Genomic DNA, 20,505 nt, shown 5'->3' with positions numbered 1-20,505 from the left:
CCGTAGGAGCGAGCGTCGCGAGCGAAAAGCCAGGACAAGGTGTCATTCGCGAGCAGAGCTCGCTCCTACATAAAAGGAATCAGGCCGAAGCGGCGTTGTAGAACAGCCTGGAGTCGCGCTGCTCGACCAGCGCCTGCTCGATGGCGGCCTGATGCACCTCGTCGGCGTGCTCTTCACGCTCTTCCGGCTTGATACCGAGGCGTTTGAACAGAGCCATGTCCTTGTCCGCCTGCGGGTTGGCGGTGGTCAGCAGCTTCTCGCCGTAGAAGATCGAGTTGGCGCCAGCCATGAAGGCCAGGGCCTGCATCTGCTCGTTCATCGCCTCGCGCCCGGCGGACAGGCGCACGTGGGATTTCGGCATCATGATGCGCGCCACGGCCAGGGTGCGGATGAAGTCGAAGGGGTCGACATCCTTCTCCTCGGCCAATGGCGTGCCCTTGACCTTGACCAGCATGTTGATCGGCACGCTCTCCGGATGCTCCGGCAGGTTGGCCAACTGGATCAGCAACCCGGCGCGATCATCCACCGACTCGCCCATGCCGAGGATGCCGCCGGAGCAGATCTTCATCCCCGCCTCGCGCACGTAGGCCAGGGTCTGCAGGCGCTCACCATAGGTGCGGGTGGTGATGATGTTGCCGTAGAACTCCGGCGAGGTGTCGAGGTTGTGGTTGTAGTAATCCAGCCCGGCTTCGGCCAATGCCTGAGTCTGCTCCTGGTCGAGGCGGCCGAGGGTCATGCAGGTTTCCAGACCGAGCTTCTTCACGCCTTTGACCATTTCCAGCACGTAGGGCATGTCCTTGGCCGACGGATGCTTCCAGGCCGCGCCCATGCAGAAACGGGTGGAGCCGATGGCCTTGGCCTCGGCGGCGGCCTCCAGCACCTTCTGCACTTCCATCAGCTTTTCCTTGTCCAGGCCGGTGTTGTAGTGGCCGGACTGCGGGCAGTACTTGCAGTCTTCCGGGCAGGCGCCGGTCTTGATCGACAGCAACGTCGAGACCTGCACGCGGTTGGGGTCGAAGTGCTGGCGGTGCACGCTCTGCGCTTGGAACAGCAGGTCGTTGAAAGGCTGCTCGAACAGGGCGCGAACCTCGGCGAGGCTCCAGTCGTGACGGGTGGAAGTTTCAGCGGTTGCGCTCATCAGAGAAGTCCTTCGACGCTTGGCGGCATCTGTTGTAGGGCCCACAGCGGGGCATTCAGGCTTTGGCCATCATAAGTAGCGATTGGATGCTGTCAACCACGATAAAGACACAGGCTTACATCTGATCATTTATCGATCAATAGAACTTATGTTATGGCACAAGGCCAAATACTTACCCCTACCACAGGATGTTCTGCATGCAGGTTGAAGGTTTTTTTGAAGGACTCGGCGAAGCGCTGGGTCGCGCCATCCGTTTCATCGTCGACATGCTGTCCGGCGTGCTGGGCGCCATGGCCGATGCCATCGACGATTTCCTCCATGGCCTGGCTAGGGCCATTGGCATGGACGTGTCGATCTTCAGCGTCATTCTGCTGATCATCGGTCTGCTGTTTCTCTTCAGCGGCGTGCGCTCGTTCCTGCGCGGCTCGATCATCGGCGGGGTGATCTGGCTGTTTCTGGGGTTGATCGTCATGGGCTGGCTGATCCGCTAGCACTGACTAAACTTTCGGCACCACCGCTCACGGACGAGCCGCCATGCCACCGCTCGATCTCACTTTTCTGCAACGCCTGCCCTGGCTGCAATCACGCCGCCATTGCCAGCTCTGCGACGAAGCCACCGATCACCTCACGCACAGCATCTGCACCGCCTGCGAAGCCGAGCTGCCCTGGCTCGGCGCGCACTGCCGGATCTGCGCGGTGCCGTTGCCAGCCCATGACATGATCTGCGGCTCCTGCCAGAAAAAGCCCCCGTATTTCAGTCGAGTAGAAGCGCCCTGGCGCTATGCCTTCCCGGTCGACAACCTGATCACCCGCTTCAAGCATCAGAAGCAATGGCCTCACGGCCGCCTGCTCGCTGAACTGCTGGCCGAGCATCTCGGCCACGCCTACGACGAAGGCCTGCCACGGCCGCAAGCCCTGCTGCCGGTGCCGCTGGCAGGCAGGCGACAACGGCAGCGCGGCTTCAACCAGGCGCAGATGCTCGCCGACTGGCTGGGCGCCAGCCTGGGTTTGCCGGTGCAACATAACTGGCTGCAGCGCCGTGTCGATACGCCCGCTCAGCAGGGTCTGGATGCCGCCACGCGCAAGCGCAACCTGCGCCAGGCATTCAGCCTCGGTCCTCATGCGCAGGTTGTTGGTGCTCATCTGGCGCTGGTCGACGACGTGCTCACCACCGGCGCCACCGCAGGCATGCTCGCCCAGCTGCTGCGCCGCGCCGGTGTTCTGCGCGTCGACGTCTATTGCCTGGCTCGCACGCCGCGGCCGGGCGATGGCTGACTTGACGCGCCCAGCACAGTCGCGCACCGTGCCGGCATCTCTCTGGCCACGCCGAACCATGTCTCAGCTCGATCCCCTCGCCCAATTGCTCAGCCGCCGACCGAAACGCCTGGCGCTGCTCGAACAGATCGCCGAACAAGGCTCCATCACCCGCGCCGCCAAGGCTGCGGGGCTGAGCTACAAGGCCGCCTGGGATGCCATCGATGAGCTGAACAACCTGTCCGAACAGCCTTTGGTCAGCCGCAGTGTCGGCGGCAAGGGCGGCGGCGGCGCGAGCCTGACGCCTGCCGGCGAACGTCTGCTGGCCCTGCAGCACCGCCTGCAGGCGCTGCAGGCGCAATTGCTGCAGGCAGCCGGTGATGATGCCGACCTGGAGCTGCTTGGCCGCCTGATGCTGCGCACCAGCGCACGTAATCAGTTGACCGGCCGCGTGCAGGCGATTCATGCGCACGGACATAACGACCTGATCGATATCGAGCTGCCCGGTGGCGGCTACCTGCAGGCGCTGATCACCCATGACAGCACGGAAAACCTGCAACTGAGCGAAGGCAGCAGCGTGGTCGCCCTGATCAAGGCCGGCTGGCTGGAGCTACAACCGCTGAAGCAGCCGGTAGATCCCGAGCGCAATGCGCTCGAAGGCCATATCGAGCGCATTCTGCCGGGCAGCGATGGCCCGAGCGAAGTGCGCGTGAGCTTGGCCAATGGCCAGACGCTGTGCGCCTCGGTCGGGCCGGAACAACTGGCCAGGCTGGGCGTCGTCGCCGGCGACCCGGTGCGCGCGCAATTCGCTGCCAGCCAGGTGTTGCTGGGTACGCAACTGTAGGGTGGGTGCGAGCCGCCAGAACCGTAGCCCGGATGAAATCCGGGAAATTTCGCAAAGGCTTGCCCCGGATTTCATCCGGGCTACAAGGAGGTAGAGCGAGTGCAACCGCCAGCGATGTTGGCGGCGGGTTGCACCCGCCCTACGGCAAGACCATCCGCCAGGTACACTGTGCATCCACCTTTGCGGAGCCGCACATGAGCCATCCCTTTTCCACCCTTACCCCGGATCTGGTGCTCGATGCCGTGGAGAGCCTTGGCTACCTCAGCGACGCCCGGGTATTGGCGCTCAACAGCTACGAGAACCGTGTCTATCAGGTGGGTATCGAGGGCGAGACGCCGCTGATCGCCAAGTTCTATCGCCCGGACCGCTGGAGCGATGCGGCGATTCGCGAGGAACATGGCTTCAGCTTCGAACTGGCCGAGCATGAGGTGCCGGTGGTAGCGCCATTGGCACGCGATGGCGAGACGCTGTTCGAGCACGGTGGTTTCCGTTTCGCCCTGTTCCCGCGGCGCGGCGGGCGCGCGCCGGAGCCGGGCAATCTCGACCAGCTGTATCGCCTCGGCCAATTGCTCGGGCGCATGCACGCGATCGGCGCAAGCCGCCCCTTCGTCCACCGTGAAACCCTGGCCGTGGACAACTTCGGCCACGCCGCCCTGGCCTCGCTGCTCGACGGTGGCTTCGTGCCGCGCAGCCTGCTGCCGGCTTACGAGTCGGTGGCGCGCGATCTGCTCGCCCGCCTCGACGAACTGTTCGCCCGCGTGCGCTATTCACCGATACGCCTGCATGGCGACTGTCACCCCGGCAACCTGCTGCACCGCGACGACGCCTTCCATATAGTCGACCTCGACGACTGCCGCATGGGCCCGGCCGTGCAGGACCTGTGGATGATGCTGGCCGGCGAGCGTCACGAACGCCTCGGCCAGCTTGCCGAGCTGGTCGATGGTTATCAGGAATTCCATGATTTCGCGGCGCGCGAGCTGCCGCTGATCGAAGGCCTGCGCGCCCTGCGCCTGATGCATCACAGCGCCTGGATCGCGCGGCGCTGGGACGACCCGGCCTTTCCTCTGGCCTTTCCCTGGTTCGCTGGCGAACAATATTGGGGCGACCAGATTCTCGCCCTGCGCGAGCAAATGGCGGCGCTGGATGAGGAGCCGCTGCGATTGTTCTGAAGCGCAGCCTGGATAAGGTCCGGCGCCGTATACCCCCGAATTTCATCCGGGCTACGCGACTGTTCTGAGGCGTAGCCCGGATGCAATCCGGGGTCGAAATTCGCCGATTGCACTCGGGCCGCGCGACCCTGAAACGAGGGCTGGAGCTTTCGCGGCTGAAGCCGCTCCTACCGGGCAGGTGGACATCTGTAGGAACGGCTGGGCGGCATTCCGCTTCAGCCGCGATGCTTTTTGTCCGATTCCAGGGTCTTGGATTGCATCTCACCAATGTCCGCGTGCCAAGCCCGCACACCGATACAGTTGCGCACGCCGCGTAAAGTTTGCCTTACGACTTTGCCGGCGCTTCGGTATACAGAAAAAGCTGAACGAACAGACAGCCCTGTGGCCAGAGCGCTAGAATTTCGCGGCAACCGTTAGCTGCCTAACCAAGGATTCTCGATGGCCACCGCCAACCCGCAACGCGGGTACATTCTGGGCCTTACCGCCTACATCATCTGGGGCTTGTTCCCGCTCTACTTCAAGGCCCTGCAAAGCGTACCGGCGATGGAGATCATCGTGCACCGCGTGCTGTGGTCGGCGCTGTTCGGCGGCTTGCTGCTGTTGGTGTGGAAACACCCGGGCTGGTGGCGCGAGCTGCGTGACAACCCCAAGCGCTTGGCGGTGCTGGCCGGCTGCGGCCTGCTGATCGCGACCAACTGGCTGGTGTACGTGTGGGCGGTGAACAACGAGCGCATGATCGAGGCCAGCCTGGGCTATTACATCAACCCGCTGATCAACGTGCTGCTCGGTCTGCTGATTCTCGGCGAGCGCCTGCGCCGTCTGCAGTGGTTGGCGGTCGGCCTGGCTGCGCTGGGCGTGCTGCAGCAGCTTTGGCAGGTCGGCAGCCTGCCCTGGGTGTCGCTGGTACTGGCGCTGACCTTCGGTTTCTACGGGCTGATTCGCAAGCAGGCGCCGGTGGCCGCCCTGCCCGGCCTGGTAGTGGAAACCTGGTTGCTGGTCCCCGTGGCGCTGGCCTGGCTGGTGCTGCACCCTGCTGCGATGAGCAGCCAGGCGAGCTTCTGGACCAGCAGCGAAGCACTCTGGCTGGCAGCCGCCGGGCCGATCACCCTGGTGCCGCTAGTGTGCTTCAACGCCGCAGCCCGGCACCTGCCCTACACCACGCTGGGCTTTTTGCAGTACCTGGCGCCGACGCTGGTGCTGCTGCAGGCCATCCTGCTGTTCGATGAACATTTCGCGCCTAGCACCCTGCTGGCCTTCGCCTGCATCTGGGCCGGCCTGTTTGTATACAGCCTGGATATCTGGCTCAACCTGCGCAAACGCTCTTCTGCGAGAACCTGACGCCGTAACCGGCTAGCGTCCACCGCTGGTGTCGGCGCCGCCCGGGCCGTGGTGCACATGCGCAGAAAACAACCAACTCTGCCCAAACCGCGCCAACTCTGGCGCGCCCCGTTTCGTCCCCGGCTTATCCACAGCTCCATCCCCGGCGTTTGTGCACAAGCCTTTGATCCTGCTGGATTTTTAGCCAGCCAACGAAAAGCCCCGGGACACTAGGCAGTGCGCCGGGGCTCCCCAGTTTATCCACAGGCTGATCCACGACTGCCGTGGATATCACTCCTCGGTGCGCAGATTCAGCTCCACCATCAAATCGTCGGCCAGGGTCTCCAGGCGCGCCTGCAATTGCTCCAGGGCCAGGGTCTCCGGAACGGCGAGCAGCGCCTCGGCGGTGAATAGCAGCTCGCCGCTCATCGGTGCTGGTGCCACCTCGGTGAGCAGGCTCTCAAGATTGACACCCTGCTCGGCCAACACGCGGGTGATGTCGCGCACAATACCGGGCCGGTCGTTGCCGACCAGCTCCAGGCGAATGGCGGCGAAACGCCCGCCTGGTTCGCTACCGCTAGCCGCCAACTGCACGCGAATACCCTGCGCACCTAGCGCTTCGAGTTCCTTGATCAAACCGCCGTGGGCCTCGGCCGGTACATCCACCCGGACGATCCCGGCGAACTGCCCAGCCATGCGCGCCATGCGGCTCTCCAGCCAGTTGCCGCCATGTTTCGCCACACAGCCGGCGAGGCGCTCGACCAAGCCTGGTTGGTCCTCGGCAATCACCGTCAGTACCAGATGATCCATGTACTACCTCACTCGTTCACAGGATGGGAAAAGTCAGCCGCGCAGCGACAGCCAGTAAGTGAAGAACTGCTCGTCACGCGCATAACCGAGCCGCTCATAAAGGCGCTGACCAGCCAGGTTGGTCTTCGCCGTCTCCAGCTGCAGACCGCAAGCACCAGTTGCCTCGGCATGGGCGCGAGCAGCATTCATCAACGCCTCGCCAACCCCGCAACGGCGCGCGCTTTCGTCGACATACAGATCGCTGAGCAACCAGGCCGGTTCCAGAGCCAATGAGGAAAGAAAGGGATAAAGCTGGACGAAACCCTGGGCAGCGCCCTGCCCGTCACGGGCGATGAACAACTGCGAATCACCGCGCTCGAGGCGCATACGAAGGAAGGTGGCGATATCCGAATCAGCCCGCGGCACCTGATAAAAGCGCAGATAACCAGCGAACAGACGGGTGAGGTCGACAAGATCGGCGGTGGTGGCAGCGGAAACCGTCATGGCAGGCTCCAGAAGGCGTGTGGGGCAGTATAGGTGACGAGGTGCGTAGGCCATATTGACGCCGTTGTCAGTAGCCAGACTAATTAATCGTGTACGTTTTTACATATTTTATGGAACAATAGCGCAGATTTTTGAACACACAGCGCACTCAACGTGACTCAAAATAGTCTTTTGGTCGCAGTCTGACGCGCACCCACTGCATTTCCCCGAAATCTTGATGTAGTATGCCGCGCCACGGACTACAAGACGGCCAGACCGTCTCCGGCGAGCCTCTCTGAAAGCGCAGGCGTTGATTACGCAGGTCGTTTTCAGAGGAGCCCGAAGCGGCTATTGAGTAAAGCTCAGAGAGTGAGGCAAGTGATGACTGAACGCGTTCAAGTCGGTGGCCTGCAGGTCGCCAAAGCCCTGTACGACTTCGTGAACAACGAAGCCATCCCCGGTACCGGCATCGCTGCCGACCAGTTCTGGGCCGGTGCCGCTGCGGTCATCAAGGACCTGGCGCCGAAGAACCGTGCCCTGCTGGCCAAGCGTGACGAGCTGCAGGCGCAGATCGATGCCTGGCATCAGACGCGCAAGGGTCAGGCTCATGACGCGGCCGCCTACAAAGCCTTCCTCCAGGAAATCGGCTATCTGCTGCCGGAGCCGGAAGATTTCCAGGCCACCACCACCAACGTCGACGAAGAAATCGCCCGCCTGGCAGGCCCGCAGCTGGTCGTGCCGGTGATGAACGCGCGCTTCGCCCTGAACGCTTCCAACGCCCGCTGGGGCTCGCTATACGATGCGCTGTACGGCACCGACGTGATCAGTGAGGAAGGCGGCGCCGAGAAGGGCAAGGGCTACAACAAGGTACGTGGCGACAAGGTCATCGCCTTCGCTCGCGCCTTCCTCGACGAGGCCGCACCGCTGGCTGCCGGCTCGCACGTTGACTCCACCGGTTATGCCATCGTCGACGGCAAGCTGGTCGTCGCCCTCAAGGGTGGCAGCAACAGCGGCCTGCGTGACGACGCACAGCTGGTTGGCTTCCAGGGCGAGGCCAGCGCGCCGATCGCCGTGCTGCTCAAGCACAACGGCCTGCACTTCGAAATTCAGATCGACGCTTCCAGCCCCATCGGCAGCACCGACGCCGCCGGCGTCAAAGACGTGCTGATGGAAGCCGCGCTGACCACCATCATGGACTGCGAAGACTCCGTCGCTGCCGTCGATGCCGACGACAAGGTGGTGGTCTACAAGAACTGGCTGGGCCTGATGAAGGGCGACCTGGCCGAGGAAGTGTCCAAGGGCGGCAGCACCTTCACCCGCACCATGAACCCGGATCGCGTCTACACCAAGCCGGACGGCTCGGAGCTGACCCTGCATGGCCGCTCGCTGCTGTTCGTGCGCAACGTCGGTCACCTGATGACCAACCCGGCCATCCTCGACGCCGAAGGCAACGAGATTCCGGAAGGCATCCAGGACGCGCTGTTCACCAGCCTGATTGCGGTGCACAACCTCAACGGCAACACCACGCGCAAGAACACCCGTACCGGCAGCGTGTACATCGTCAAACCGAAAATGCACGGCCCGGAAGAAGTCGCCTTCACCAGCGAAATCTTCGCCCGCGTCGAGGAAGTGCTGGGCCTGGCCCGCAACACCCTGAAAGTCGGCATCATGGACGAAGAGCGCCGCACCACCGTCAACCTCAAGGCCTGCATCAAGGCGGCCAGCGAGCGCGTGGTGTTCATCAACACCGGCTTCCTCGACCGTACCGGTGACGAGATCCACACTTCCATGGAAGCCGGCGCCGTGGTGCGCAAGGCTGCCATGAAGAGCGAGACCTGGATCGGCGCCTACGAGAACAACAACGTCGACGTCGGCCTGGCCACCGGCCTGCAGGGCCGCGCGCAGATCGGCAAGGGCATGTGGGCCATGCCGGACCTGATGGCCGCCATGCTCGAGCAGAAAGTCGCGCACCCGCTGTCCGGCGCCAACACCGCCTGGGTCCCGTCGCCGACCGCTGCCACCCTGCACGCCCTGCACTACCACAAGGTCGACGTTTTCGCCCGTCAGGCCGAACTGGCCAAGCGCACCCCGGCTTCGGTAGACGACATCCTGACCATCCCACTGGCCAAGGACACCAACTGGTCAGCAGAAGAAATCCGCAACGAGCTGGACAACAACTCGCAAGGCATTCTCGGCTACGTGGTGCGCTGGATCGACCAGGGCGTCGGCTGCTCCAAGGTGCCGGACATCAACGATGTCGGCCTGATGGAAGACCGCGCCACCCTGCGCATCTCCAGCCAGTTGCTGGCCAACTGGCTGCGCCACGGCATCGTTACCGAAGCGCAAGTGGTCGAAAGCCTCAAGCGCATGGCGCCGGTGGTCGATCGTCAGAACGCGGCTGACGCGCTGTATCGCCCGATGGCCCCGGACTTCGACAACAACGTCGCCTTCCAGGCTGCGCTGGAGCTGGTGGTCGAAGGCACCAAGCAGCCCAACGGCTACACCGAGCCGGTGCTGCATCGCCGTCGTCGCGAGTTCAAGGCCAAGAACGGCCTCTGATCGCTGCGCAGTGAACGAGCCGCCTTCGGGCGGCTTTTTCGTATCCGCCTGGCCGGGAACGGGCTTGTGTGGGAGCGGACTCGTCCGCGAACGATATCTGCACAAAAGCTTCGCGGCCAAGGCCGCTCCCACAGGGCTGCCTTCTCGGCGGGAGCTGCGCCCCCTACTTAGGTGCAATGGGCAAAGCGCCGAGACCGCACCACACTGACAACATCCCGAAACTGCGAGGCGCAAGCCCATGAGCAAGGCCGACGCGATGGCCGATGCGGGCAAGACTGCGGTGCTGCAGAACATCCACGGCACCATGGAGTTCCTGCAGAAGTTCCCGCCTTTCAACCAGATGGACACCGCTCACCTGGCGTTTCTGGTCGAGCACTGTCAGCTGCGTTTCTATGCCGAGGGCGACTCGATCATCAAGCCCAGCGACGGCCCGGTCGAACACTTCTACATCGTCAAGCAAGGCCGCGTGCACGGTGAGCGCCCACACAGTGCCCGTCGCGGCACCGAGACCACCTTCGAAATCACCGCCGGCGAGTGCTTCCCTCTGGCCGCGCTGATCGGCGAGCGTGCCACCCGCACCGAGCATCTGGCCGCCGAAGACACCTTCTGCCTGCTGCTGGCCAAGGTCGCCTTCGTCAAACTATTCGCCGTCTCCAACCCGCTGCGCGACTTCGCCCTGCGCGGGGTCAGCAGCCTGCTCGATCAGGTCAACCAGCAGGTGCAGCTGCGCGCGGTGGAAACCCTCGGCGCGCAATATTCGCTGGATACCCGCCTGGGCGAACTGGCCATGCGCCAACCCATCGGCTGCGCGCCCGACACGCCGCTGCGCGATGCCGTGCGACTGATGCACGAGCAGCACGTGGGCAGCATCGTGGTGCTCGACCCGGCCGACAAGCCGCTGGGCATCTTTACCCTGCGCGACCTGCGCCGGGTGGTCGCCGACGGCGTCGACCTGGCCCAGCCGATCGACAAGCTGATGACGCCCAACCCCTTCCATCTGGCGCCGGATGCCAGCGCCTTCGATGCCGCCATCGCCATGACCGAGCGGCATATCGCCCACGTCTGCCTGGTGGAGCACGAGAAACTCCGCGGGGTGATTTCCGAGCGCGATCTGTTCAGCCTGCAGCGGGTCGACCTGGTGCATCTGGCACGCACCATTCGCCACGCCGGCAAGGTCGAGACGCTGGCCGGGCTGCGCAGCGACATCCGCCTGCTGGTCGACCGCATGCTCGCCCACGGCGCCAGCTCGACGCAGATCACCCATATCGTCACCCTGCTCAACGACCACACCGTGTGTCGGGTTATCGAGCTGACCCTCGAGGAAATGGGCGACCCGGGCATCCCCTTCACCTGGCTGTGCTTCGGCAGCGAAGGCCGCCGCGAACAGACCCTGCACACCGACCAGGACAACGGTATCCTCTTCGAGGCCAGCGATGCCGCCCACGCCGCGGCCATTCGCGAGCGCCTGCTGCCGATCGCGCGCGAGATCAACCAGCGCCTGGCACAGTGCGGTTTCACCCTGTGCAAGGGCAACATCATGGCCGGCAATCCCGAACTGTGCCTGTCGCGCCAGGAATGGTCACGGCGCTTCGCCGGCTTCGTCCTCGAAGCCACGCCGGAGAACCTGCTGGGCTCGTCGATCTACTTCGACCTGCGCACCATCTGGGGCCCGGATGAAGGCTGCGAACAACTGCGCAGCGAGCTGCTCGGCCGCGTCGCCAGCAACAGCCTGTTCCAGAAGATGCTGGCCGAGAACGCCCTGCGCCAGCGCCCGCCGGTCGGGCGCTTCCGTGATTTCGTGGTGGCACGTTCCGGTGCCGACAAGGACACCCTCGACCTCAAGGTACAGGGCCTGACACCTTTCGTCGACGGCGCCCGACTGCTGGCGCTGGCCAATGGCATCGGCGCGGTCGGCACCCTGGAACGCCTGCGCGCGCTGATCACCAAGGGGGTGATCGATGCGCTGGACGGTGCTGCCTATGAGGAGGCCTACCATTTCATTCAGCAGACTCGCATGCAGCAGCACCAATTGCAGGCGCGCGACGAGCTGCCCTATTCCAATCGGGTCGATCCCGACCACCTCAACCACCTGGACCGGCGTATTCTGCGCGAGTCGTTCCGCCAGGCGCAGCGCCTGCAGAGCAGCCTGGCCATGAGGTATCAGCTATGAGCAGGTTCACCTGGTTCACCGGCCGCGGCCCGGCCCTGACCCAGCAGCAATTGCAACGCCGCCAGACCTTGAGCGCACCGGCAGCATTCGACGAACGCCCCCTGCATGAGCAGCGTTTCGTCGTGCTCGATCTGGAAACCACCGGTTTGAACATGCGCCGTGATCAGGTGCTGGCCATCGGCGCGGTGGTGATCGACAACGGCGCCATCGACTTCGCCGAACAGTTCGAATGCACCCTGCACCAGCCCGATCATCAGGCCAGCGCCAGCACCCTGATCCACGGTATCGCCCCCAGTGAAGTGGCCCGCGGCGTCGACCCCGCCGAGGCGCTGCTAGACTTCATGGAGTTCGTCGGCAGCAGCCCGCTGCTGGCCTTCCACGCGGGCTTCGACCAGCGCATGCTGGCCCGGGCACTGCGCCAGAGCCTGGGTTATCGCCTGCAGCACAATTTCTTCGATGTTGCCGAAATTGCCCCGCTGCTGTGTCCGCAGGCACGCATCCGCCAGGGCGGGCTGGACGAGTGGGTTGCCGAATTTGGTCTGCAGGTGCACCAACGCCACAACGCCAGCGCCGATGCGCTGGTCACCGCCGAACTGGCGCTGATGCTGTTCAGCAAGGCGCGCCGCCAGGGCATCGACAGCCTCTGCGAATTGGAGCGTCAACTGGCCAGCCGGCGCCGCCGCCAGCACGCGATGTAATAGGTGCTATGTAGGGTGGATGACGCTTCACCCATCCACCAAGGTTGTTGCCCTCATGGTGGGTGAAAGGAGCGTCATCCACCCTACGAAAACCTAGAGATCGCGCATCAGCAGCCCGTATTCCAGCTGCACATCCGCCGGCAGCGGCAGATACAGGACGTGGCCATCGCCAGGCGCCACCGGCTGCGCCTGCCCTTGAGCATTCTGCAGGTGCTCCAGGCCGAAACGCAGGTTGCCCTGCGGCGTCATCAGCTCCAGGCCGTCGCCGACGGCGAAGCGATTCTTCACCCGCACTTCGGCCAGCTCGCCACGGCGTTCGCCGGTCAGTTCGCCGACGAACTGCTGATGCTCCGACACCGAGCTGCCGCGCTGGTAGTTCTGGTATTCGTCATGTACGTGGCGACGCAGAAAACCCTCGGTGTAACCCCGATGCGCCAGTGACTCCAGGCTGCCCAGCAGGCTCGGGTCGAACGGCTTGCCGGCCAGCGCATCGTCGATGGCGCGGCGGTAGACCTGCGCGGTGCGCGCCACGTAGAAATGGCTCTTGGTGCGCCCCTCGATCTTCAGCGAATGCACGCCCATGCGCACCAGGCGCTCGACGTGCTGCACCGCGCGCAGGTCCTTGGAGTTCATGATGTAGGTGCCGTGCTCGTCTTCGAAGGCGGTCATTTCATCGTCCGGCCGCCCCGCCTCCTGCAGCACAAATGCCTGGGTGGTCGGCGCGCCCTGGCCCAGTGTCGGCTCGACCACGCGGACGATTTCGCCCAGCTCGTTCTCGCTCGCCGGCGTGGCCTGGTACTGCCAGCGGCAGGCATTGGTGCAAGTTCCCTGGTTGGGGTCGCGGCGATTGATGTAGCCCGACAGCAGGCAGCGCCCGGAATAGGCCATGCACAGTGCGCCGTGGACGAACACCTCCAGCTCCATGCCCGGCACCTCGCTGCGGATCTCCTCGATCTCCTCCAGCGACAGCTCGCGCGAGAGGATCACCCGCGTCAGCCCCTGCTGGCGCCAGAACTCGACGCTGGCCCAGTTCACCGCATTGGCCTGCACCGAGAGGTGAATCGGCATCTGCGGATAGTGCTGACGCACCAGCATGATCAGGCCGGGGTCGGACATGATCAGCGCATCGGGGCGCATCTCGATCACCGGCGCCAGGTCCTTGAGGAAGGTCCTGAGCTTGGCGTTGTGCGGGGCGATGTTGACTACCACGTAGAACTGCTTGCCCTGCGCGTGCGCCTCATCAATGCCGACGGCGAGGTTGGCATGGTCGAACTCGTTGTTGCGCACGCGCAGGCTGTAGCGCGGCTGCCCGGCATACACCGCATCGGCGCCGTAGGCGAAGGCGTAGCGCATGTTCTTCAGGGTGCCGGCCGGCGACAGCAGTTCGGGGAAAAACGACATGAAACACCTGCATGCAAGGCAAAGCAGGCGATTCTAGGCAGGCTGCGCAGACGAACATTGATCTGCATCTATGAAAGGCCGGGCGTTGCGCCCGGCCTTTGCCGATTAGGGTGGGAGCCAATCATTCGCGACCATGGCCTTCACCGAGGCAAATCATCGCGAATGAATTCGCTCTACATGCAGACGCGCTGGTACAGCACCTCGTCCTTGTCGACACGCTTGAGTTGAGCGACCTGAGGCTGTTGCTTCTCGTCCAGCGGCAACAGTTCGGCTGTCGTGCAGTTGAGCAGATGCGCCTGGTGCGACACGTGATCGATGTGCTGCTTCTCGAAACGATAGAGCATGAACTCGGCCACCTGCGCATCCGCCACCTGCTCGCGCACCACGCTCTTGCTGTCGAGCACGGTGAAGGCGGTGACCATCGGCACGAAGTAGCTCCACGGGCGCCAGAACACGTGACCCGCTTCGGTCGCAACGACGACCGACTCCGCGGGCTGACGCGCCTGCTGGTGCTCGAACCAGGAGTACTCGTAGAACACCTGATAACTCAGCATCCCCAGACCACCGAACAGTGGCACGATCCACCTCGGCAGCTTGTTGCGCGTCAGTTTGCGCAGCAGCAGAGCGATACCGGCAGCGCCGAGCCCCGCGACCACGATGGCAAGCAAAGTCCACAACATATGACTGTTCCCGAAAAAAGACGGGCCTCCAGTGGAGGCCCGTCTGTCAGACCCTGGACCATCGACAGATGGTGTCAGGCCAGGATTATGCTCAGTGGTTCAGAGCGGCACCAGCACCTTTGGGGGTACGCACGCTTTCCACCAGATCCTGGATTTCCTGCGGCGGCTCGGCGGTGACCATCGATACGCCGTAGGCAACGGCGAAGTTGATCAGGGCGCCGACGGAACCGAAGGAAGCCGGGGAGATACCCATGAACCACTGGTCCGGGGTATTGGGCAGCATGTTGGTTTCCGGAATGAAGAACCAACCCAGGTAGGTGAAGATGTACAGCAGCGTCACGACCAGGCCGGCGACCATACCGCAGATCGCGCCCTTGTCGTTCATGCGCTTGGAGAAGATCCCCATCATCAGTACCGGGAACAGGGTTGCCGCAGCGATACCGAAGGCCAGCGCCACCACCTGCGCGGCGAACCCGGGTGGATTCAAGCCCAGATAGGTCGCCAGCAAGATTGCGCAGGCCATCGATATCCGCGCCGCCATCATCTCGTTCTTCTCGCTGATCTTCGGATTGATCAGCGTCTTGATCAGGTCATGACTGATCGCCGAAGAAATCGCCAGCAACAAGCCAGCCGCCGTCGACAATGCCGCGGCAATGGCGCCCGCCGCGATCAGACCGACTACCCAGCCAGGCAGGTTGGCGATCTCCGGGTTGGCCAGAACCAGGATGTCGTTGTTCACGGTCAGCTCGTTACCGTTCCAGCCACGCTCCTGAGCGGTCGCGGTGAAGGCCGGTGCAGCATCGTTGTACATCTGGATGCGGCCGTCGCCGTTCTTGTCTTCCCACTTGATCAGGCCGGTGGTTTCCCAGGTCTTGACCCACTCAGGACGCTCTTCGTAGGACAGGGCCGGGGCAGAAGTGCCTTCCGGATAGATGGTGGTCACCAGGTTCAGACGCGCCATGGAGGCAACGGCCGGAGCGGTGAGGTACAGCAGGGCGATGAAGATCAGGGTCCAGCCGGCGGACCAACGGGCATCGGCCACGCGCGGTACGGTGAAGAAGCGGATGATCACGTGCGGCAGACCGGCGGTACCGATCATCAGCGACATGGTGAACAGCACCATGTTCAGCTTGTTGTCGACATCGGCGGTGTAGGCAGCGAAGCCCAGCTCACGTACCACTTCATCGAGCTTCTGCAGCAGCGGCACGCCGGACTCGACGTGGTCACCGAACAGGCCCAGCGGCGGGATCGGGTTACCGGTCAGCTGCAGGGAGATGAAGATCGCCGGGATGGTGTAGGCCACGATCAGTACCACGTACTGAGCGACCTGGGTGTAGGTGATGCCCTTCATGCCACCGAATACGGCGTAGGCGAATACCACGGCCGCGGCGATCCAGATACCGGTGGAGTTGCTCACTTCGAGGAAGCGCGAGAAGGCAACACCGGCACCGGCCATCTGGCCGATCACGTAGGTCACGGAGATGATCACCAGGCAGATCACCGCAGTCAGGCGCGCGCCACGACTGTAGAAGCGATCACCGATGAAATCCGGCACGGTGAACTTGCCGAACTTGCGCAGGTAGGGCGCCAGCAGCATCGCCAGCAGCACGTAGCCGCCGGTCCAGCCCATGAGGAAGGTGGAGTTGGCATAACCGCCGGCGGCAATCAGGCCCGCCATGGAGATGAAGGATGCAGCGGACATCCAGTCAGCGGCAGTCGCCATGCCGTTGGTGACCGGATGCACACCACCGCCGGCGACGTAGAACTCTTTGGTGGAGCCGGCACGCGCCCAGATGGCGATGCCGATGTAGAGCGCGAAGGACGCGCCTACGAACAACATGTTGATTACGAATTGGCTCATGACCGCTTACTCCTCGACGCCAAATTCTTTATCGAGTTTGTTCAGTCTCCACGCATAGTGAAAAATGAGCCCGATGAAGAAGAGGATGGAGCCTTGCTGCGCGAACCAGAATCCGAGGTCGGAACCGCCAACGGAGATTCCCGAGACCATCGGGCGCAGGATCATGGCGAATCCGTAGGAAACCAGTGCCCAGACGATCAGGCTCCAGGTGATGAGCCGCACGTTGGCCTTCCAGTAGGCCGCGGCATTTGCTTGTTCAGAAGTCATAGACGCCTCCGGTTATTGTTATTCTGATGCAGCTTCAAGCTAGCAGCAGGCCAGCACCGTCCGACAGATAGACATTGGTAGTAGCCGCATCACGACGTTTCCAACACTCATCGCGAACAGCGAAACCGTGGAAGAGAAATGGCGGCCGAAAAGTTTACGAATAAGATAAAAACTCATTTGATAGCCATTCTCTAAAACACTAGAATCCTGGGCCCTCACCTACCCGACGCCCCAAGGATTCACATCATGCGACGCCTGGTCGTACCGCTTCTCGCCCTACCCGCTCTCGCCGGTCACACCGCCTTCGCCAGCACGGAAAACGACACACCGCTGGCACTGGAAGAAATGCAGATCACCGCCCCCAGCGAGCGGGCCGACGGCCCGGTGGATGGCTACCGGGCCAGCCGCTCGGCCAGTGCCACCCGTACCGATACGCCGATTCACGAGATTCCGCAGTCGATCAGCGTGGTGCCGGCGCAGGTGGTGCAGGACATCGGCGCGGTGCGCCTGGAAGATGCGCTGGATTACGCCGGCGGCGTGGAGCGCGGCAACAACTTCGGTGGCCAGGGTCTGACCGAATTTCTGATTCGCGGCTTCAACAGCCAGGAGTTCTACCGCAACGGTTTCGCCGTCAACCGCGGCTACCCGAACATGCCCGACGCCAGCACCATCGAGCGCATCGAAGTGCTGCGCGGGCCGGCGGCCATGCTCTACGGCCGCAGCGATCCAGGCGGCACCTTCAACATCGTCAGCAAGCAGCCGCAGGCCGAACGCCGCACCGTGCTGGGCAGCCAGGTCAACAGCGAAGGCCTGCGCCGCGGCACGCTGGACACCACCGGCGCGCTGGACGAACAAGCAGCCTTCACCTACCGCCTGAACCTGGTGGCCGAAGGCGGCGACAGCTTCCGCGATGACGTCGAGAGCGAGCGCTACAACGTCGCCCCGGTGCTGCGTTGGCAACTCAACGAGACCACCGCCGTCACCCTCGAAGGCGACTACCTGCACAACCGCCACCCGCTCGACCGTGGCGTCACCCGCTACTCCAACCAGAACGGCAAGCTGCCGCGCGATCGCTTCCTCGGCGAGGAAGCCGCCGGCAAGCTGACCAACGCCAATGCCACCACCCAGCTGCGCATCGAACACCTGCTCAACGACAGCTGGACGCTGCGCGGCGGTGTGCAGTACCTGGATGGCGACCTGTCCGGCGGCGCCGTGGAGAACAACAGCAACGCCTACCGCGGCCTGGCCGCTGGCAGCAGCGTGGTCGGGCGTAACTACAACGAGCGCTGGCTGAACTGGAACGACGTCAATGCCCAGGCCAACGCCGAAGGCAACTTCGACCTTGGCGGCTTCGCCCACACCCTGCTGGTGGGTGTGGAGTACGACAAGTTCAACTACAACTCGCTGATCATCCGCTCGCCAGGCGGCAACGCTTACCCCATCGACCTGTACAACCCGGTACACGGCCAGCCGCTGCCAGCGTTGACCCGCACCACCACCCACGACGCCGAGACGCTGAAATCCTACGCCTTCTATCTGCAGGACCAGATCGCCCTGACCGAACGCCTCAAGGCGCAGGTAGGCGCGCGCATCGAGCGCTTCGAGCAGAGCTATGACGACAAGCTCAACCGCAGCGGCAGCTGGGATCAGGCGCACAATGCAGTCTCGCCGCGCTTCGGCCTGATCTACGACCTCACCGACGAACTGGCGGTATTCGCCAACACCTCGCGCTCGTTCAAACCCAACCGTGGCGCAGACCGCCTGGGCAATGCCTTCGATCCGGAAGAAGGCGTCGCTCATGAAGTCGGCATCAAGTACGACATGGCCGACCGCGACCTGAGCCTGACCGCGGCGGCGTTCCATATCGTCAAGGAAAACGTGCTGACCAGCGACCCGCTGGATACAACACGCAGCATCGCCGCTGGCGAAGTGCGCAGCCGTGGCTTCGATATCAACCTGGCCGGCAACATCACCCCGCAATGGCGGGTGATCGGCGGCTATGCCTATGTCGACGCCGAAGTCACCGAAAGCACCAGCGCCACCATGCCGGCAGGAACGCGCCTGGGCAACGTGCCACGACACAGCTTCAACCTGCTCGACACCTACGAGTTCGACGGCGGCCCGCTGGCCGGCCTGGGCCTGGGCATCGGCCTGAAGTACGTCAGCGAGCGCCAGGGCCAGACCAGCAACGACACCTTCGACATGGACGGCTACGGCCTGGTTGACCTGCTGGCCTACTACCCGCTGACCGAGAACGTGCGCCTGAACCTCAATCTGAACAATGTGTTCGACAAGCACTATGAAGAGCGCGCCTGGAACGTCTGGTCCTACCCGGGCGAACCGCGCACGCTGCAGGCGGGGATTTCGGTCAGTCTGTAAAGCCGAGCGCCAGGGAACGCGGTTCACCCTGGCTTGTCACCTCGTAGCGCGGATGCAACCAGGGGATGGCCCGGCACCCTATTCCCGAATCAAATCCGGGCTACATATCGTCACCTACGACGCTATCTGCCCTCAGGCGCAGGCCAAGCGGATATGGCTTTTGCCGTTGTAGGAGCGAATTCATTCGCGAACACCCCAATTCTTATCGCGAATGAATTCGCTCCTACAGGGTTGGCAAGAGCGGCGAATACGTGCCTTTAGAGCGGATCGGAGACCAACTCGATCGGTAGCAGATAGCGGTCCTCAGCAAACTCGATGGGCAACTGATAGCGATGGGAGTTTTCCTCGACGGTCTGGCATTCGCCGTCGATCAGCGCCATACGCCGCTCGACACGCGCGTTCTTCAACAGCAGATCGCGATACCCGCCGTGCCCAGCCCGGTCGGTGATGATGACCACGCCCTTGGTTTCGCTGAACGCTCCGCTGCAGTTGGTATCCCACTCGCCTCCAGCCGTTCTCACCGGTAACTCGCTCAACAATGGGCGCAGGCTATCGGTGTCCAGCTGGTAAAGATCGAGCCGGGTTTCATAGAACGGATTGGGCCGCGAACTGCCGCTCCGCGATATCCGCACACCGAATGCAATATCGTCTGCGCGCAGGCGATAAGGCGCGGTATCAAACCTCAAATCCTCGATAAAAACCGCATCCCAATCCAGTCGATTGGGCTCGACCAAGCGCGCCAGGAAACGCTGCCTGGCGCTATCGAACACCAGCAATTCCAGGTCCGTTTCCCCGTAGCCATCGTGTTCGGCGCGCACCAGCGGCATCGCAAGCAGGGTCAGTTGAGGCCGCGCCGGCCAGACCTTGCAGATGCTGCGCTCGGCGTCCACACGATAGCGCCCGCGCTCGTCTTCCAGCGCATGGCCCGGATGGGCCATCTCGATCCAGGCCGGCAGGCGCTGGCGGCAATCTTCAGCCAGTATGGCGCCGCTCAGCAGCATGCAGCCCAGGGCTGCGGCAAATAAAGTTTTCATCCTTGAGAGCCTCCGGTTCATCCCGGCGCGAGTCTACGCTGCTAACCGCCCACTGCCCATGATGGGCATCGCGAAACAGCCAGGCGATACGCCGCGCTAGCAGTTGCCCGACACGCGTATCCTCGCGCAAACCGATATGCCCGCTCATGCCCGATACCACAGGCGCATAAAGCCCAGCGCCAGCAGCAGGCCGACCTGGCCCAACGCCGCGCACAGCGACAGGAAGGAGCGCAGCGTGCCGTTGCTCGCCGCGTCCTGGATACCGGTCAGGGCACTCCAGAAACTCTCTGGCAGCACCATCAGGCTCAGGCTTGCGAGCGGCTTGCCGGTCAGCAACAGGCCGTCGATCAGATTGAACCAGCCACAGAACATCAGACCGATGAGGATCATCACTGCCACCACCAGACCGAGCCCAAGGCAGGCGGAAAATTGCATGAGAAGACGCATGGGGATCACCTCCGA

18 protein-coding genes are annotated in these 20,505 nt (G+C 63.4%); 9 read left to right on the top strand and 9 right to left on the bottom strand.

Translation table 11 applies throughout. From position 1 onward, the window contains the following. Positions 1 to 79: 79 nt before the first annotated feature. Positions 80 to 1,138 carry a biotin synthase BioB gene (gene bioB / locus B2U07_RS12460; protein WP_275547474.1) on the bottom strand — a complete coding sequence of 353 codons (1,059 nt, stop codon included), beginning with the start codon at positions 1,136 to 1,138 and terminating at the stop codon, positions 80 to 82. 197 nt (positions 1,139 to 1,335) lie between these two features. Here bioB and B2U07_RS12455 point away from each other — a divergent pair, with 197 nt between their 5' ends. The 5 genes from B2U07_RS12455 (at position 1,336) to rarD (ending at position 5,743) form a co-directional block, all read left to right on the top strand. Then, on the top strand, positions 1,336 to 1,629 hold the full coding sequence (locus B2U07_RS12455; RefSeq protein ID WP_275547476.1) for a hypothetical protein: 294 nt from the start codon (positions 1,336 to 1,338) through the stop codon (positions 1,627 to 1,629). Positions 1,630 to 1,672: 43 nt separating this feature from the next. Next, a complete protein-coding gene (locus tag B2U07_RS12450; protein ID WP_275547477.1) occupies positions 1,673 to 2,413 on the top strand; it encodes a ComF family protein in 741 nt (246 codons plus the stop codon). A gap of 58 nt (positions 2,414 to 2,471) precedes the next feature. Further along, positions 2,472 to 3,236 (top strand): TOBE domain-containing protein, encoded by a 765-nt coding sequence (locus B2U07_RS12445; RefSeq protein WP_275547478.1) that lies wholly within the window; start codon positions 2,472 to 2,474, stop codon positions 3,234 to 3,236. 194 nt (positions 3,237 to 3,430) lie between these two features. Further along, positions 3,431 to 4,405: a serine/threonine protein kinase gene (locus B2U07_RS12440; RefSeq protein ID WP_275547479.1), complete on the top strand. Its 975-nt coding sequence runs from the start codon at positions 3,431 to 3,433 to the stop codon at positions 4,403 to 4,405. Positions 4,406 to 4,843: 438 nt separating this feature from the next. Next, entirely contained in the window at positions 4,844 to 5,743 is a 900-nt protein-coding gene (gene rarD, locus B2U07_RS12435) for an EamA family transporter RarD (protein ID WP_296277089.1), read from the top strand. Positions 5,744 to 6,013: 270 nt separating this feature from the next. Here the strand turns inward: rarD and B2U07_RS12430 are convergent, their stop codons facing one another. Both B2U07_RS12430 and B2U07_RS12425 read right to left on the bottom strand, forming a co-directional pair. Next, positions 6,014 to 6,532, bottom strand: coding sequence for a glycine cleavage system protein R (locus tag B2U07_RS12430; protein WP_275547481.1), 519 nt, complete (start codon positions 6,530 to 6,532; stop codon positions 6,014 to 6,016). Positions 6,533 to 6,565: 33 nt separating this feature from the next. Further along, a complete protein-coding gene (locus B2U07_RS12425) occupies positions 6,566 to 7,015 on the bottom strand; it encodes a GNAT family N-acetyltransferase (RefSeq protein ID WP_275547482.1) in 450 nt (149 codons plus the stop codon). 360 nt (positions 7,016 to 7,375) lie between these two features. Here B2U07_RS12425 and B2U07_RS12420 point away from each other — a divergent pair, with 360 nt between their 5' ends. From B2U07_RS12420 to B2U07_RS12410, 3 genes are all read left to right on the top strand, one after another. Continuing rightward, complete coding sequence (locus B2U07_RS12420) at positions 7,376 to 9,553, top strand: malate synthase G (protein WP_275547483.1); 2,178 nt, start codon at positions 7,376 to 7,378, stop codon at positions 9,551 to 9,553. Positions 9,554 to 9,791: 238 nt separating this feature from the next. Further along, positions 9,792 to 11,723 carry a putative nucleotidyltransferase substrate binding domain-containing protein gene (locus tag B2U07_RS12415; protein WP_275547484.1) on the top strand — a complete coding sequence of 644 codons (1,932 nt, stop codon included), beginning with the start codon at positions 9,792 to 9,794 and terminating at the stop codon, positions 11,721 to 11,723. Next, positions 11,720 to 12,421, top strand: coding sequence for a 3'-5' exonuclease (locus B2U07_RS12410; protein ID WP_275547485.1), 702 nt, complete (start codon positions 11,720 to 11,722; stop codon positions 12,419 to 12,421). The genes B2U07_RS12415 and B2U07_RS12410 overlap by 4 nt, the downstream gene beginning before the upstream one ends. A 93-nt stretch (positions 12,422 to 12,514) precedes the next feature. On the opposite strand, the gene yegQ is transcribed toward B2U07_RS12410, so the two are convergent. From yegQ to B2U07_RS12390, 4 genes are all read right to left on the bottom strand, one after another. Continuing rightward, positions 12,515 to 13,822 (bottom strand): tRNA 5-hydroxyuridine modification protein YegQ, encoded by a 1,308-nt coding sequence (yegQ, locus tag B2U07_RS12405; RefSeq protein WP_275547486.1) that lies wholly within the window; start codon positions 13,820 to 13,822, stop codon positions 12,515 to 12,517. A 173-nt stretch (positions 13,823 to 13,995) separates the two neighbouring features. Beyond that, complete coding sequence (locus tag B2U07_RS12400) at positions 13,996 to 14,502, bottom strand: hypothetical protein (RefSeq protein ID WP_275547487.1); 507 nt, start codon at positions 14,500 to 14,502, stop codon at positions 13,996 to 13,998. 91 nt (positions 14,503 to 14,593) lie between these two features. After that, positions 14,594 to 16,363, bottom strand: coding sequence for a sodium:solute symporter family protein (locus B2U07_RS12395; protein ID WP_197856852.1), 1,770 nt, complete (start codon positions 16,361 to 16,363; stop codon positions 14,594 to 14,596). 6 nt (positions 16,364 to 16,369) lie between these two features. Continuing rightward, positions 16,370 to 16,630 (bottom strand): DUF4212 domain-containing protein, encoded by a 261-nt coding sequence (locus B2U07_RS12390; protein ID WP_275547488.1) that lies wholly within the window; start codon positions 16,628 to 16,630, stop codon positions 16,370 to 16,372. 246 nt (positions 16,631 to 16,876) lie between these two features. Between B2U07_RS12390 and B2U07_RS12385 the strand changes: the two genes are divergently transcribed. After that, entirely contained in the window at positions 16,877 to 19,009 is a 2,133-nt protein-coding gene (locus B2U07_RS12385) for a TonB-dependent siderophore receptor (RefSeq protein WP_296277088.1), read from the top strand. A gap of 257 nt (positions 19,010 to 19,266) precedes the next feature. On the opposite strand, the gene B2U07_RS12380 is transcribed toward B2U07_RS12385, so the two are convergent. After that, positions 19,267 to 20,043: a hypothetical protein gene (locus B2U07_RS12380; RefSeq protein WP_275547490.1), complete on the bottom strand. Its 777-nt coding sequence runs from the start codon at positions 20,041 to 20,043 to the stop codon at positions 19,267 to 19,269. A gap of 144 nt (positions 20,044 to 20,187) precedes the next feature. Next, entirely contained in the window at positions 20,188 to 20,490 is a 303-nt protein-coding gene (locus tag B2U07_RS12375; RefSeq protein WP_275547491.1) for a hypothetical protein, read from the bottom strand. Positions 20,491 to 20,505 lie beyond the last annotated feature (15 nt).

Source organism: Pseudomonas sp. UBA7530 (genome assembly GCF_002479365.1).
GTDB lineage: Bacteria > Pseudomonadota > Gammaproteobacteria > Pseudomonadales > Pseudomonadaceae > Aquipseudomonas.
This window is presented reverse-complemented; position numbering and strand designations above follow the sequence as displayed.